The following is a 15,112-nucleotide window of genomic DNA, read 5'->3' on the forward strand; positions in this document are numbered from 1 at the left end:
TGCGCCCTTCGCCCTCGGCCGCCTCAGTTCGCCGCCGCGAAGCGCGCGAGGAAGGCCTCGCCGTCGATGCCGACGGCCTCGCCCTGCGTCTTCAGCTCGGCCGCGACCGGCGCCGCCATCGCCTCGACGAAGGCCGCGCGGGCCTCCGGCGCGAGCGCGATCAGCTCGACGTTCGCCTCGCGCAGCATGGCGATTCCGCGATCGCCCGCCGCCTTGAAGGCCGCCGCCGCGCGCAGCGAGAGATCGCGCCCGGTGAGATCGTCCAAGGCGGCGCGCTGCTCGTCGGAGAGCTTCTCATGGGCGCCCTTGTTCATGATCAGGGTGAAGGTCGAGAGCGCGCCCGGGACGTTCGTGGTCACGTACTCGGCGACCTCGTGGAGATTGTAGGAGCCCACCGCCGAGGCGTCGATCATCACGGCGTCGACGACGCCCGTGCTCATGGCGTTGTAGACCTCGGTCGCCGGCAGCGAGACCGGGATGCCGCCCCAGGCCTCGACGATCGCCGCGGTGACCGGATCTGGGATGCGCACCTTGAGCCCGGAGACATCCTCCAGCGAGCGCACCGGCGTCTCGCGCGTGAACAGGATCGCCGGGTTGTTGGTCCAGAAGGCGAGGAGCTCGACCTGCTCGAAGTCGCCCTCCAGCGCGTCGATGTTGTCCCAGATCGTGGCCGTCGCGCTCTCCGGATCGGCGAAGAGGCCCGGCACGTGCAGCATCACCGAGCGCTGGAACTGCGCCGGCGTGTATTGCGGCAGGTTGAAGGCGATGTCGGCGATGCCGGTGACCGCGCGTCGATACTGCTGGTTCGGCCCCGCGCCGAGCTCGCCGGCGGGGTAGACCTTGATGGTGAGCGCGCCGTTGGTCTTCGCCGCGATCTCCTCGGCCAGCGGCGTCATCACGTGCCGGTCCATCGGATGCTGCGGCGACATGAAATGGGCGAGCTTGAGCTCGGTGGCGGACGCGGCAGCGGCGCACAAGGCGGCGCCGGCCGCGATCGCCGCGATGGCGATGCGTCGCATGAGATTTCCTCCCGCTCGGGCCCGTTCGGGCTCGCACGCGCCTGGTTCGGCGCTTGTTGTTGACGGGCCAACATAGCAGCCGACCGCAACGACGACAAGCTTCCCTCCCAGGAGGAAACGCGCTTCGCGCCGCGCGGAGACCCGGCATGACCGATCACGAACGCAGCGACGACCTGAACCGATCGAGCCACGGGCGCACGCCTCGGCCTATGCGCAGCGGACCCGCGCCGGCGAGTGACGCAGGCTCCGCTCCCCGCTCGAGCCGCCGCGAGTGGAGATGGCCGTCGCTTTCGTTCTCAGGCCCGGTGCTCGGGGTTCTCGAAGTCGAACCGGCAGCCGGCCTTCCAGGCGCGACGGTCGTTGCCGTGGTTCGGCAGGCCGCCGGCATCCGTCAGCATGCGGGCGAGATGCATCAGGTTCCAGGTCATGATCGTGGTGTTGCGCTGGGTGAAGTCGTTGTCGAACCCCGCCCCGTCGTCGCCGTAGCTCGGGCCCGGCCCCGCCTCCCCGATCCAGCCGCAATCGGCCTGCGGCGGGATCGCGTAGCCGAGGTGGCTCAGCGCATAGAGGATCGACATCGAGCAGTGCTTGATCCCGTCCTCGTTGCCGGTGACGACGGCGCCGCCGACCTTGCCGTAGAACGTGGACTGGCCCTTGTCGTTGAGCTCGCCCGACATCGCGTAGAGCCGCTCGATCACGAGCCGGCACACCGAGGATTCCTCGCCGAGCCAGATCGGCGTGCCGACGACGAGGATGTGCGCGCCCGCGATGCGCGCCCACAAAGCGGGCCAGTCGTCCCGCTCCCGGCCGTGCTCGGTCATGTCCGGGTAGACGCCGAAGGCGATGGCGTGGTCGACGGGGCGGATCTCGTCGACCGTGACGCCGTTCTTGCGCATGATCTCAGCCGACGTGCCGAGCAGCAGCGCCGTGTGCGAGGGCTGCGGGCCCGGCTTGAGCGTGCAGTTCAGGTAGACGGCGCGCAGGTCGGAGAAATCCGTCCGGTTCCCCTCCGCCAGCGCGCGCTGCTTCTCGTTCAGGGCCATGCCATCCTCCTCCAGGTCACGGACGGGCGATCACTCGGCCGCCTTCGGCAGGCTCGTCACCTCGCCCCGGGCCGGGTAGCCCTTGGCGAGCACGAAGTCGACGGCGCCGAGCACGTTGGACAGGTGCGGGCGGGCGAAGGGCATGGTCTGCACGGTGCCGAAATAGAGGGTGCCGTCGGCGCGCACGAGATAGAGCGCCGGCTCGCTGAACAGGGCGGGCTCCTCGATCCCGAGCGACGTCGGCCCGCGCCCGGAGGAGACGTAGAGCCCCCAGCGCCGCGCGGTCTCGAGGTCGAGCCCGTAGGCGACCCGCAGGTCGGAGAGGCCCCACTCGGCCTTGGTCCGCTCGCCGCGCTCCGCGTCGTCCGAGGAGATGGCGACGACGCCGCGCTCGGCGAAGGCGCCGATCTGGCGCTCCAGCTCGCGCAGCTGGGTCTTGCAGAGCGGGCAGTGCAGGCCGCGGTAGAAGACGAGCAGGGTGAAAGTCTCGGGCGTCTCCGTCGCGATGTCGAAGCGCCCGCCGCCGGCGAGGGGCAGCGCCAGGGCGGGAACGGGCTCGCGGGGGACGAGGGGGCGGATGTCGGTCATGGGCTTTCTCCGGTCTGTCGCCGGGCTTTATGGCCCGCGCCGCCGGCCGTTTCACCGGGGGCGGCCGTCACATCAGCGTGGGGCGGGCGTGATCGCGGCGGCGCCTCGCGCCCGGCGACAGACGAGATCGACTCGTCCGGGAGCGCCGCGCCCCGCCGGACGCGACGCGGCGGGACGCGCGGGACCGACGCCCGGTCAGCGCACGAAGTCGGTCGTGTAGAGATAGTCGCCGCCCGGCGCGGCGCCGTGGCAGGCGATGCAGCCCTGGTCCGCCCCCTTGGCGACGCGCCCCGCGAGCGCCATGCCCTGCGGGTTCCGGTCCAGCGAGCCGTCCGGCAGGTACTTGACCCAGAACCAGTTCATGTTGTCCGGGTCGTAGCCGTCCTCGCGCTGGTACATCACCGTGATCGAGGCGAGATGCTCGTCGCGCGCGCCCTGCACCTCTTCGCGAGAGGCCGGCGCGTAGTTGCGCTTCACCGAGAGGTGGCCCGTATGCCCCTCCAGCTCCAGGGTGGTGTGAAAGGTCTCGAGCATGGCCCCGTGCGGGTCCGAACCGGGATACGGCATCGTGTCGATGGCGTTCTCGCCGGCGAGACAAAGCTCCTCCATCGCCGCGTAGAGCTGCTCGGCATATCCGACGCTCGCCTCGTCTCCGAAGGGAGCCTCTTCTTGTGCGGTGGCGAGACCGACGCCGAGGACGAGCGCGGCAGCGGTGGCGCCGGAGAGGATGGCGGCTTTCATGGGCGGCTCCTTTCCGCTTCATCGTGACGCTGGGTCAAGACTTCGCACCGGCGCGCGTTCCCCGAGGTGCGCCTCGTTCACGCGATTGCGACCGGCCGCCTCGGGCCCGTCACGCTCAGCGCCGCCCGGCGAGCGCGCCGCCGACCACGGCCGCCAGCGCTCCGACGAGGAGGAGGACGCCGCCCGAGAGCGCCCCGATCGCGGCGGCGCGCAGCATCGGCTCGGCCGCCCGCGCCGCGGCGGCGCGCGCCCGCTCGCGCAGGTGCTGCACGCGCGCCTCGATGACCTCGGGGAGCGAGCGCTCGGCCGGCGCGGCGGCCGCGCGCCATTCGGCGACGCCCTCGACGGCGCGCAGCGGCGGCGCGCCGGTCTGCTGGGCGATCAGCTCCGTCAGCACCGTATCGTCGGGAATCGGGCCGGCGGCGCCGGGGAGGACGCCGCGCGGGGCCGTCGGCTCGGGGTCGGCGACGACGTCGAGGGCGGCGGCGAGGGCACGGGCGAGGTCGTCGAGCGTCTCCTCGGGCGCGCGCACCGCCTGCCGAGCGAGATCGGCCGCCTCGCTCGTCGCCGCCGCGGGCGAGACGGGGACGTCCACGCCGTCGACGGACGCGGCGGCGACGCGGCCGAGGGCGTTCGTGGCGCCGGCGGCGATCTCGGCCGCACCGGCGATGCCCGCAGACGCGATCAGGGTGGCGCGGTCGCCCGCGCGGTCGGCGGCGGCGAGGACGAGGCCGGCGATCACGGCGGAGACCAGCGCCCAGGCGAGCGCGCCGTGCAGCACGCCGTCAACGATCCGCGCAGCCGCCGCCCAGCGCGCCGCGACCCAGCCGCCCAGGCCGAGGGCGAGCGCCTGCGCGAGGAGCGCGCCGGCGCCCGTCAGGGCCGGCGAGCCGAACAGCCAGGGTCCTCCCTCCCCGCGCGTGAGGAGGACGAGCCCGGCGCCGAGACAGCCGAGCAGAAGCAGCAGCGCGCCGGCGAGGACCGCGCCGGCGAGGATGGCGCCCCAGGAGGCGCGGGGCGGGCGGGGCCTGCGTGCTCCCCGCGTCCGCAGCGGACGGTTGGGCGGGGGCGCCGTCGCCGGTCCCCGGCGTCCCGTGGCGAGAAGGGCGAGGCCGAGCCAGGCGAGCAGGCCGGGGCCGCGCCGCGCGTCGGGCGGGCGCACGTTCGGATCACTCATCGCCCGCCTCCGCGCGCCGCTCCGGGGCGTCCCCCTCCCCCGGCCTGTGCGAGACCGGGGGGATCGAGAGGAGATAGTCCGCGATCGCCTCGCGATCGGCGGCGTCGAGCCGGCTCGTCGTCTCGGCGATCACCTTCGCCATCTCGCCCCGCAGGAAGTTCCCGTCCGGATCGACCCCGGTCCGCAGAAGCTCGACGATCTCGCCCTTCGTCCACGACCCGATGCCGGTCTCCTCGTCGGGCGTGATGTTGGGCGCGACGGTCACGGCGCCCGGGATCCCGGTCGAGCCGGCGAGATGCATCTCGTCGCGCCAGGTCCCGAAGGCGGTCTTCGTCGTGTGGCAGGCGCCGCAATGGGCGAGCGCGTTGACGAGGTAGGAGCCCCTGTTCCAGGACGCCGAGCGCGCCGGGTCCGCCGGCGCCGGCCCACGCTCGAAATCGAGCGCCCGCCAGCCGTGGACGAATTCCCGCTCGCCGAAGGGGAAGCGCAGCGCGTGCGGCGGGGTGGCGTTCTCCACCGGCCCGACGGTCTGGAGATAGGCCCAGATGTCCCGCAGGTCGAAGGCGTAGATGCGTGTGAACCAGGCGTAGGGGAAGACCGGGTAGTAGGGATGCCCCTGCGGCGAGACGCCCTGCTTCATGGCGGTGACGAAATCGTCCTCGCTCCAGCGCCCGAGGCCGGTCTCGGGGTCGGGCGTGAGGTTCGGCGGGTGGAAGACGCCGAAGGGCGTCTCGAGCCGCGCGCCGCCGGCGAAGCGTCCCTCGTCCGCCGTGTGGCAGGATTCGCATCCCCCGGCGGTGACCAGGTATTCGCCGCGGGCGACGGCGGTGCGGCGCGTCTCGTCCTCGGCGGCCCCGTCCTGTTCGGTACCGTCCTCGGCGCTCTCGCTTGCGGCCTGCTCCGTGGCGGCGCCCTCCGCGTCGTCCTGCTCGGCCGACCGGCTTTCCTCGCCGTCGGCGCTCGCCGCGCCGGCCTCCTCGGCCGCCTCGGCGGCGTCGGCCTGCTTCGGTCCCGATCCCTCCGGCGCCGCCTCGACGACGATCTCGCCGATCATGTCGGCCCGCTCGTGGGGGATGCAGAAATAGGTGTAGCGCCCGGGCGTCTCGAAGGTGCGCCGGAACGTGTCGCCGGGCTCGAGGTCGCCGGAACCGAAGGGCTCCGCCCCCTCTGGGAGGCGCACGCTGTCGTCGAGGGCCGCCTTCTCCGGGTCGGCCGTCACGGTATGCACCACCTGCGAGGAATTGCGCCATTCGATGGTCTCGCCGACCGTGATGGTCACGCGCTCGGGATCGTAGCGCAGATCGCCCATGCCGACGGTGGCGGCGACGGCGGAGTCGGAGTCGCGCTCGCCCTCGCCCGTCTCCTGGGCCGGCGCGATCGCCGGCAGCAGCACGGCCGCGCCGGGCCCGAGGGCGAGGGCGCCGCCGAGCGACAGCGCGAAGCGGAGGCGGGTCATGCTCATTCCTCGACGATCACCTCGCCCAGCATGCCGGTGCGCTCGTGGGGGATGCAGAAATAGGCGTAGCGTCCGGGCGCCTCGAAGGTGTGCGTGAAGCTCCCGCCGCCGGTGATCACGCCGGAGTTGAAGGTTTCCGCTCCCTCGGGAAGGACGACGTGATCCGGGTCGGCGGCCTCGTCGGGGTCGGCGGTGACGGTGTGCGCGGCGGTCCCGACGTTGCGCCACTCCACCGTCTCGCCGGCTCGGATCGTGACGCTCTCCGGGACGAACTCGAGATCGTTCGTCATCTCGACGACGGCGGCCGGCTCCTGCGCGATGCCGGGGCCGGTGGCGAGGGCGGCTGCGAGGAAGAATGCGGGGCCGATGGACGATGGGCGAAACGCGGCCATGCTCGTTCCCTTCCGTTCGGATGCGCGGCTTTCGAGCGGTTCGAGCGGCGAACGGACCGGCGAGAGGGTCGGTTCCTGGCGGCGCGGCTCACGGGATGGTGAGGGCTGCGCGATGCCGCGCCGGCAGAACCCGAGCGCTGGCTTCCCCGGCACGTGCGCGCGGTCGGCGCCCGCCCGTCCCGGCCCCGCTCGGCTGCACCGGGCCTCGCGCTCGCCGGGCCTAGCGCTCGCCGAGCTCGGTGCGCTGGCGCTGGAAGAGGCGGACGCGGGGACGCCGCGCCCATGAGCGAGGCCTTCGGGAGCGGACAAAAAAGGGGGAACGATCGCGCCCGGAGCCGGCGGCGTCGGGACCGCAGGGGGTCGATGTAACGAAGGCGTCCGGCGCAGCGAAGTAGCGTTTCACCGTGCCTCCCCACCGTGCGCGCCCGCCGAGCCCGAAGGAGAACGAGATGAGCACCGACGCACCGACGGAGGTCCCGGTCGAACACGTCGACGAGGTGGCTTTCCCGGAGATCGCAGACGGCGCGGCCTCGCTCCGACGCCAGCCGCGCTGTCCAGAGCGCCACCGATAGACACTCTCGAGCCCGGAGATCCCCATGCTCCCGTTCCGCGCCGCGGCCTTCGCCGCCCTCGCCGTCCCGTTCGCGCTCGCAGCGCCGGCCGCCGCCGATCCCGCCCGCTGGGCGCAGGAGGGCTGGGCGACCGACTTCACGCAGGCGACCGTCCCATTCGACGAGATCGTCTCGGGCGGCCCGCCCAAGGACGGCATCCCCTCGATCGACGATCCCGTGTTCGAGCCGGCGAGCGCCGTCGACATCCCCGACCGCGAGCCGGTGATCGTCTTTCCGCTCGGCGAGAATGCGCGCGCCTATCCACTGCGTGTGCTGATGTGGCACGAGATCGTCAACGACGAGATCGACGGCGCGCCAGTGGCGGTGACCTATTGCCCGCTGTGCAACGCCGCCGTCGTGTTCGACCGCGCCGTCGACGGCCGCACGCTGGAATTCGGCACGACGGGCAAGCTGCGCCATTCCGACCTCGTCATGTACGACCGCGAAACCGAGAGCTGGTGGCAGCAATTCACCGGAGAGGCGATCGCCGGCGACTATGCGGGAACCGAGCTCGACATGCTGCCCTCGCGCGTCGCGCCGTTTTCCGAGTTCCGCACCGCGCATCCCGAGGGGCCGGTGCTCGTGCCGAACGACCCGAGCGCCCGCCGCTACGGCGCCAACCCCTATGCCGGCTACGACACCCGCGACGCGCCCCTGGGCCTCTTCCTCGGCCAGCCGCCCGAGGGCATGCCGGCCATGGCCCACGTGGTCGTCGCCCGCGGGCCGCAGGGCCAGGCCGCGGTGGCGCTCGCCCATATCGCCGAGCAGGGCGTCGTGGAGCACCGCGGCGTGCGCTTCGCCTGGCGGCCCGGAAAGGCTTCCGCTCTCGACACCCGCCGCATCGCGGACGGGCGCGACCTCGGCTTCGTCACCGTCACCGACGCGTCCGGCGAGCCGGTGGTGCACGACACCACCTTCGCCTTCGCGCTCGACGCCTTCGACCCCGACGCTGACGTGCTGACGGACGCGGGCCTGATCCGGCTGCGCGACGGGGCGCCGGCGGAGGGCTGACGGCCTTTCCGGCGGCGATCGAGGCGCGCGCCTTCGGCTGTCGTCTACCAATCCTCCTCCGCTCAGCCGAGGATTTCGGCAGGCGAGTAACGCTGCGGGCATTCGAGACGAGCGACCCGGCCGGAGGGTGTGCCCGGCCGGGCTCGCGGCTCGCCCGGGCCGAACACGATGTCGCGAGCGGGACCGGCGCCGATTGCCGCAGCGGTGGAAATGGTGCACGCTATGTAGAAATAAAGAAATCACGTGCACGCACGTGAATTACAGGTGGAGCTCCCCATGATGCGTCCCAATCTGCAAGTCGCCGCGCTCGTGGGCGGCATCGCTCTCGCCGTCCCGGCCTCGGCCGAGACCTTCCGCTGGTCGAGCGCCACCGACCCGCAGACGATGGACCCGCATGCGGTGAACGCGGCGCCGGTGACGTCCTTCCTCAACAACGTCTACGAGGGGCTGGTGCGCCGCAACGCCGAGATGGCGATCGAGCCCTCGCTCGCGACCTCCTGGGCGCCGCTCGAAGGCGAGGACGGCTGGCGCTTCACCCTGCGCGAGGGCGTGACCTTCCACGACGGCGCGGACTTCACCGCCGACGACGTGCTGTTCTCCTACGAGCGCGCCGCCTCCGAGGAGAGCGACGTGCGTTCCTGGTTCGCGCCGGTCTCCGAGGTGCAGGTCGTCGACGATTTCGCCATCGACTTCGTCACCAACGCGCCGAACCCGCTCTTCCCGGATTCGATCGCGAACTTCCTGATCATGGATCGCGGCTGGGCCGAGGCGAACGAGGCGACCCGCCCCGCCCGCGACGCGGAGAACGTCGCCACCCGCGACGCCAACGGCACGGGCCCCTTCCGGCTCGTCTCCCGCGACCCCGGCATCGAGACCCGGCTCGCGCCGTTCGACGGCTGGTGGGACGAGGCCGAGCACAATGTGACGGAGGCGATCTACACGCCGATCGGCAACCCGGCGACGGGGCTCGCCGCGCTGCTCTCGGGCGAGATCGACATGATCTCGCCGATCCCGCTGCAAGACGTCGCCCAGGTCGAGGGGCGCGAGGGCTTCCAGGTTCTCGAAGGGCTCGAGACACGCGTGATCATGCTGGGCTTCGGCCACGACCGCCAGACGCTGAACTACGGCGCCGACGCCGGCGCGCCGAACCCCTTCCTCGACGCGCGCGTGCGCCGGGCGGTGGCGCTCGCCGTCGACGTCGACACGATCGACCGCGTCATCATGCGCGGCAAGTCGGCGCCCGCGAGCCAGCTCCTGCCGGCGGGCCTGAGCGGCTATTCGGAGGCGAACGACGCGCCGCTCCATTTCGACGAGGCCGGCGCCCGCGCGCTCCTCGCCGAGGCGGGCTATCCCGACGGCTTCTCCTTCGGCCTGATGTGCCCGAACGACCGCTACATCAACGACGAGGCGGTGTGCCGCGCCGTCGCCTCGATGCTGGCGCGGGTCGGGATCGACGCCGAGCTCACCGCCATGCCGGTGCGGAACTACTGGGAGGAGTTGCGGGCCGACAATTTCGACATGTACCTGCTCGGCTGGTCGCCCGGCACCTTCGACGCCGAGCACCCGATCCGCTTCCTCGCGGCGACGCCGAACGAGGAGACCCGCGTCGGCTCGTGGAACTTCGGCGGCTATTCCAACCCGCGCGTCGACGAGCTCCTGCCGCAGATCCAGCGCGAGCTCGACCCGGCCGCGCGCCAGGCCATGCTCGACGAGGTCTCCGCCATCCTCCAGGCCGAGGTCGCCTACGTGCCGCTCTACGTCGAGCCGCTGATCTGGGCGGCGAAGGACAGCGTCGGGCTGGTGCAGCGGCCGGACAACTTCTTCATGCTGCGCTGGGTGACGGTGAACTGACTTGCCCGCATCCCGGCCGTCCACGGCGCCTTTCCGCTCCTTCCCTGTAGGGGAAGGAGACGGCTCGGCGCGGCGCGCGCGCGAGAGCGCTCGGCGATGATCCCCTTCATCGCCCGCCGGCTCGTCCAGTCCCTGTTCGTCATGCTCGCGGTGGCGGCGCTGGCCTTCGCGCTGTTCCGCTTCGTCGGCGACCCGGTCTCGCAGATGACGGGCGTCGAGACCGCGCCGGAGGACATGGCGCGGCTGCGGGTCGAGCTCGGGCTCACCGACCCGGTCCCGGTCCAGTTCGCCCGCTTCGTCGGCGATCTCGCGACGTTCGACTTCGGCTATTCCTACCGCACCCGCCAGCCGGTGGGAGAGATGATCGCCGAGCGCATCCCCGCGACGCTCGAGCTCGGCCTCGTCGCGCTTCTCATCTCGCTCGTCGTCGGTGTGCCCGGCGGCGTCTACGCGGCGCTGAAGCCGCGCTCGGCGGGGACGCAGGCCCTCCTGATCGGGACCCTGATCGGCGTCTCCGTGCCGACCTTCGTCATCGGCATCCTGCTCGTCTTCCTGTTCGGCGTGCAGCTCGGCTGGCTGCCGACCTTCGGGCGCGGCGGCACGGTCGAGATCGGCCCCTGGCGCACGTCGCTGCTGACCCTCGACGGCTGGCGCTCGCTGATCCTGCCCGCGATCACCCTCGGCCTCTACCAGCTGACGCTGACGCTGCGGCTCGTGCGCGCGGAGATGATGGAGGTCATGCGCACCGACCACATCCGCTTCGCCATGGCGCGTGGGTTGCCGCTGCGCTCGATCCACTATCGCCACGCGCTGGGCAACACGCTGGTGCCCGTCGTCACCATCGTCGCGCTGCAGTTCGGCGGCGTGATCGCCTTCTCCATCGTCACCGAGAGCGTGTTCCAGTGGCCGGGGCTCGGGCTGCTCTTCCTGGAATCCATCCGCTTCGTCGACATTCCCGTCATGGCCGTCTACCTGGTGCTGATCGGCTTCGTCTTCGTCGCGATCAATCTCCTCGTCGACCTGCTCTACGCGGCGATCGACCCGCGCATCCGCGTCACGGGAGCGGCCTGACATGCGCGCGATGCTCCGCGAGTCCGAGGCGCTCCACCTGTTCGCCCGCAGCCCGCTGGTGATCGCCTCCGCGCTCGTCGCACTCGCGATCCTGGCCGGCGCGGCCTTTGCGCCCTGGATCGCGCCCACCGATCCGTACGACCTCGCCAGCTTCAGCCTGATCGATGCTCTGCGCCCGCCCACGTTCCTGGAGGGCGCCGACCCGCGCTTCCTGCTCGGAACCGACGACCAGGGCCGCGACATGGTCTCGGCCATCCTCTACGGCGCCCGGCTCTCGCTCGTGATCGGCCTCTCCGCGATGGCCTTCGCCGCCGTGCTGGGCGTCGGGCTCGGCCTCGCGGCCGGCTGGATCGGCGGGCGCTTCGACGCGGTGGTGATGCGCGTCGCCGACGTGCAGCTGGCGCTGCCGGCGATCCTCACCGCGCTCCTGATCGACGGTATCGCTCGCGGCATCCTCCCGCGCGACGCGCACGAGGAGACGCGGGTGACGGTGCTGATCGTCGCCATCGGCCTGTCGCTTTGGGTGAACTTCGCCCGCACCGCCCGCGCCTCGACCTTGCGGGCGAAGAACGAGGACTATGTCAACGCCGCCATCGCCATGGGCGTCCACCCCGCGCGCATCCTCTTCGTCGAGATCCTGCCGAACGTGGTCGGTCCGCTCCTCGTCATCGCCACCGTCGATCTCGCCTCGGCGATCCTGCTGGAAGCCACGCTCTCCTTCCTCGGCGTGGGGCTCCCCGCCGACGCGCCCTCGCTCGGCACGCTGATCCGCATCGGCATGCAGTTCCTGCTCTCGGGCGAGTGGTGGATCCTGTGGCTGCCCACCGCCTTCCTGGTCGTGCTCGTCGTCGCCATCAACATGCTCGGCGACTTCCTGCGCGACGTCTTCAATCCGAGGCTGCGCTGATGCTGGCGCAAGACCTTCTGAACGTCGAGAGCCTCACGGTCGAGTTTCCCGGCCGGCGCGGCGTGCTCCGCGCCGTGGAGGCCGTGGATCTCGCCGTCGGGCCCGGGGAGATCCACGGCCTCGTCGGCGAGAGCGGCGCCGGCAAGTCGACCATCGCCGCGGCGATCACGGGGCTCCTGCCCGAGCCCGGGCGCGTGGCGGCCGGCGCCATCCGCCTCGGCGAGACCGACCTCCTGGCGCTCCCGCCGCCGGCGCGCCATGCCGCGCGCGGCAAGCGCATCTCGATGATCTTCCAGGACCCGCAGACGAGCCTCAACCCCTTGATGACCGTCGAGGCGCAGCTCGTCGAGACGATCCTCGCCCACGAGCCGGACCTCGGCGAGACGGCGGCGCGGGCGCGGGCGGCCTCGCTCCTCGCCGAGACCGGCATCCGCGACGCCGAGCGGCGGATGAAGGCCTATCCGCACCAGTTCTCGGGGGGCATGCGCCAGCGCGTGGTGATCGCGCTCGCGCTGTGCACGAGCCCGCAGCTCGTCGTCGCCGACGAGCCGACGACCGCGCTCGACGTCGCCGTCCAGTCGCAGGTGCTGGCGCTGATCCGAAGGCTCGTAGACGAGCGCGGCATCGGCATGGTGCTGATCACCCACGACATCGGCGTCATCGCGCAGGTGACGGACCGGGTGACGGTCCTGCGCCACGGCCGCGTGGTCGAGGCCGGCTCCACGGGCGAGGTGCTCGGGTCCCCGCGGGCGGACTATACGAAGAGCCTGATGGCTTCGGTGCCGCGGCTCGAGCGCCGGCTCGACCGGTTTCCGCTGATCGCCGTCGGCGGCGCCCCCGCGCCGGTCGATGCGGACCTCGCCGCCGAGGCGGAGGCCTGGCTCCGGGCGCGCCGGGACGCGGCGGCGACGCCGCCCGCCGCGGAGGCGCTCGCGGTCGAGGGCCTGAGCGTCGCCTTCGACGGCCCGCGCCGGGGCCTCTTCCGCAAGGGCGAGCCCATCCGCGCCGTCTCCGACGTGTCGCTCGCGCTGCCGCGCGGGTCGGTGCTGGGGCTCGTGGGCGAGAGCGGCTCGGGCAAGTCGACGCTGGCCAAGGCGATCCTGGGTCTCGTGCAGCCGAGCGCGGGCGTGATGCGGCACGACGGCGCCGTACTCCCGCCCGGCCGGTCGCGGCCACGCTCCCACCCGGCGCGGCGCGCGATCCAGATGGTGTTCCAGGACCCGTATTCCTCGCTGAATTCCCGCCGGCGTATCGGCGCCATCCTGGCGGAGCCGCTCTCGCTCTACCGCATCGAGCCGGACGCCGCGGCGCGCGCCCGGCTCGTACGCGCCATGCTCGCCCTCGTCGGCCTGCCCGAGGACGCGGCGGAGCGCTACCCGCACCAGTTCTCCGGCGGCCAGCGCCAGCGCGTCGCCATCGCCCGCGCGCTGCTCGCGCGGCCGGACGTGCTGGTGTGCGACGAGCCGACCTCGGCGCTCGACGTCTCGATCCAGGCGCAGGTGCTCAATCTGCTCAAGGACCTGCAGGAGCGCTTCTCGCTCTCGATCCTGTTCATCAGCCACGACCTCGCCGTGGTGCGCCAGATGGCCGATCGGATCGCGGTGATGAAGGACGGGCGGCTCGTCGAGGCCGGCGAGAGCGAGCCCTTCTTCGCCGGCCCGCGCGCGCCCTATGCGCGGGAGCTGCTCGCGCTCACGCCGTCGCTTCGCCTTCTCGGGACGGCGCAAAGCGCCTGGTGAGGACGAGCGCGCGGCCCATTCTCGTTGCGCGCCCCCGCGCTCCCGGGCGCGACGAGGTCGGCCACCAGCCCCGTTCGGTGGCGACGCATGGCTCGTCGAGTCGACAGCTCCGGGTCGCAAAAAATGGCCCGGCCGGAGGGATCTCCGGCCGGGCCTTCGGGCTTGTCGCCGTCAGAAGCGGCGGTCGGTCATGCCCTGGCGCTGCATCTGGAAGAAGAAGTCCTGCTGCTGCGGCTGGTCGTAGACCGTGACCTCCGGATTGCGCGTCTGCGCCGCGGCGGGCGACGTCATGACGGCGGCGAGGGCGGCGATCGCGAGGATACGGGTGAACATCGTCATCTCGTGTCTCCTTTGTCGGTTTCGCCGAGCGGGCCTCCTGCCCGCTCGCATGCCCCTTCTTCGCGACGCCGGGTGCGTCTGTTACAGATTCCATCACGCAAACCCGACTTGCGTCTATGCATATTGGAAGAAAAGGCCGACCTCTTCACGGAACACCTAAGTTCGCTAGAGGCTCACGGGGGATAAACGCACCGACCATGCTTCAGGATCGGCACCGAATGGCCGCGTCCATTCACGAATCTGTGTAGCGAACACGTGCTTCGACATCTGCACGCAGAGACGAAATCCCTGTACCCTTGCTATGGGTTGGGCACGACGCCACGGAAGGAACCGACCATGGAGCCTCGAGCCGCCTCCCTCTCCGTCGCCTCGGCCGCGCCGCGACCCGCGGTTCGACGGATCACCTCCGGCGACGTCCGTGCCGCGCTCGCCGCAGGCTATCGCGACTTCCTCGCGATGCCCTCGCATCTCGTCTTCGTCGGCCTCTTCTATCCGCTCTTCGGCGTCGTGCTCGGCCTCGTCGTGTTCACGGATCTCGGCTTCGCCCTCGTCTTCCCGCTCGTCTCGGGCTTCGCCCTCGTGGGGCCTGTCGCGGCGGCGCCGCTCTACGAGGCGAGCCGGCGGCGCGAGGCCGGCCTCGCGCCGAGCTGGCCCGAGGCCCTCGGCGCTCTCGGCCGGGCGGGGGTGTCCCTCGTGTTCGCCGCGACGCTGCTCGCCGCGATCTTCGCAGCCTGGATGCTCTGCGCGGGCCTGATCTACAAGACCTTCTACGGCGCGCAGGGACCGGAGAGCCTCCTCCCGTTCCTGACCGACGTGCTGACCACGCCGCGCGGCTGGGGGATGATCGTGGTGGGGCACGCCGTCGGCGTCGTCTTCGCCGCGATCGCCTTCACGCTGGGGGTGATCTCGCTTCCCCTCCTCGTCGATCGGGACGTCGGCGCGGGCGTGGCCCTGCGGACGTCCGTCGAGGCGGTGCGGCGCAACAAGCGGCCGATGGCGCTCTGGGCCGCGCTCGTCGCGGCGATCCTGATCGTCGCATCCGCGCCGCTCCTCGTCGGGCTCACCGTGGCCATGCCGATCCTCGGGCACGCCACCTGGCACCTCTACCGGCGCATCGTCGACAAGGCCTCCGTCGAGGGGACGCCCCGGCGACGCTGAGGGCGGACG

General features: G+C 72.0%; 14 protein-coding genes. 6 read left to right on the forward strand and 8 right to left on the reverse strand.

Going from position 1 to position 15,112, the window contains the following annotated elements:
- Positions 1 to 23 precede the first annotated feature (23 nt).
- From ABL310_RS14755 to ABL310_RS14785, 7 genes are all read right to left on the reverse strand, one after another.
- Positions 24 to 1,019, reverse strand: coding sequence for a TRAP transporter substrate-binding protein (locus ABL310_RS14755; protein WP_349367770.1), 996 nt, complete (start codon positions 1,017 to 1,019; stop codon positions 24 to 26).
- Between the two features lie 296 nt (positions 1,020 to 1,315).
- Positions 1,316 to 2,062, reverse strand: coding sequence for an NAD(P)H-dependent oxidoreductase (locus ABL310_RS14760; protein ID WP_349367771.1), 747 nt, complete (start codon positions 2,060 to 2,062; stop codon positions 1,316 to 1,318).
- Between the two features lie 30 nt (positions 2,063 to 2,092).
- A complete protein-coding gene (locus ABL310_RS14765) occupies positions 2,093 to 2,650 on the reverse strand; it encodes a peroxiredoxin-like family protein (RefSeq protein WP_349367772.1) in 558 nt (185 codons plus the stop codon).
- 195 nt (positions 2,651 to 2,845) lie between these two features.
- Positions 2,846 to 3,391: a cytochrome P460 family protein gene (locus ABL310_RS14770; RefSeq protein ID WP_349367773.1), complete on the reverse strand. Its 546-nt coding sequence runs from the start codon at positions 3,389 to 3,391 to the stop codon at positions 2,846 to 2,848.
- 115 nt (positions 3,392 to 3,506) lie between these two features.
- Positions 3,507 to 4,568 carry a hypothetical protein gene (locus ABL310_RS14775; RefSeq protein ID WP_349367774.1) on the reverse strand — a complete coding sequence of 354 codons (1,062 nt, stop codon included), beginning with the start codon at positions 4,566 to 4,568 and terminating at the stop codon, positions 3,507 to 3,509.
- The gene (locus ABL310_RS14780; RefSeq protein ID WP_349367775.1) at positions 4,561 to 6,024 is read right to left on the reverse strand and encodes a plastocyanin/azurin family copper-binding protein; all 1,464 of its coding nucleotides are present in this window, start codon (positions 6,022 to 6,024) and stop codon (positions 4,561 to 4,563) included. The genes ABL310_RS14775 and ABL310_RS14780 overlap by 8 nt, the downstream gene beginning before the upstream one ends.
- A 2-nt stretch (positions 6,025 to 6,026) precedes the next feature.
- Positions 6,027 to 6,416, reverse strand: a complete 390-nt coding sequence (locus tag ABL310_RS14785) for a plastocyanin/azurin family copper-binding protein (protein ID WP_349367776.1) — start codon at positions 6,414 to 6,416, stop codon at positions 6,027 to 6,029.
- Between the two features lie 596 nt (positions 6,417 to 7,012).
- Between ABL310_RS14785 and ABL310_RS14790 the strand changes: the two genes are divergently transcribed.
- The 5 genes from ABL310_RS14790 (at position 7,013) to ABL310_RS14810 (ending at position 13,606) form a co-directional block, all read left to right on the forward strand.
- A complete protein-coding gene (locus ABL310_RS14790) occupies positions 7,013 to 8,038 on the forward strand; it encodes a DUF3179 domain-containing protein (RefSeq protein ID WP_349367777.1) in 1,026 nt (341 codons plus the stop codon).
- 276 nt (positions 8,039 to 8,314) lie between these two features.
- Entirely contained in the window at positions 8,315 to 9,889 is a 1,575-nt protein-coding gene (locus ABL310_RS14795) for an ABC transporter substrate-binding protein (protein WP_349367778.1), read from the forward strand.
- A 96-nt stretch (positions 9,890 to 9,985) separates the two neighbouring features.
- Complete coding sequence (locus ABL310_RS14800) at positions 9,986 to 10,960, forward strand: ABC transporter permease (RefSeq protein WP_349367779.1); 975 nt, start codon at positions 9,986 to 9,988, stop codon at positions 10,958 to 10,960.
- 1 nt (position 10,961) lies between these two features.
- Positions 10,962 to 11,867: an ABC transporter permease gene (locus ABL310_RS14805; protein WP_349367780.1), complete on the forward strand. Its 906-nt coding sequence runs from the start codon at positions 10,962 to 10,964 to the stop codon at positions 11,865 to 11,867.
- On the forward strand, positions 11,867 to 13,606 hold the full coding sequence (locus ABL310_RS14810; protein ID WP_349367781.1) for an ABC transporter ATP-binding protein: 1,740 nt from the start codon (positions 11,867 to 11,869) through the stop codon (positions 13,604 to 13,606). Before ABL310_RS14805 ends, ABL310_RS14810 begins: the two co-directional genes overlap by 1 nt.
- Before the next feature lie 171 nt (positions 13,607 to 13,777).
- On the opposite strand, the gene ABL310_RS14815 is transcribed toward ABL310_RS14810, so the two are convergent.
- Positions 13,778 to 13,945 carry a hypothetical protein gene (locus ABL310_RS14815; protein ID WP_349367782.1) on the reverse strand — a complete coding sequence of 56 codons (168 nt, stop codon included), beginning with the start codon at positions 13,943 to 13,945 and terminating at the stop codon, positions 13,778 to 13,780.
- A 336-nt stretch (positions 13,946 to 14,281) separates the two neighbouring features.
- On the opposite strand from ABL310_RS14815, the gene ABL310_RS14820 reads away from it, so the two are divergent.
- The gene (locus ABL310_RS14820; RefSeq protein WP_349367783.1) at positions 14,282 to 15,103 is read left to right on the forward strand and encodes a DUF2189 domain-containing protein; all 822 of its coding nucleotides are present in this window, start codon (positions 14,282 to 14,284) and stop codon (positions 15,101 to 15,103) included.
- Positions 15,104 to 15,112: the final 9 nt, after the last annotated feature.

This window comes from Salinarimonas sp., from assembly GCF_040111675.1.
GTDB lineage: Bacteria > Pseudomonadota > Alphaproteobacteria > Rhizobiales > Beijerinckiaceae > Salinarimonas.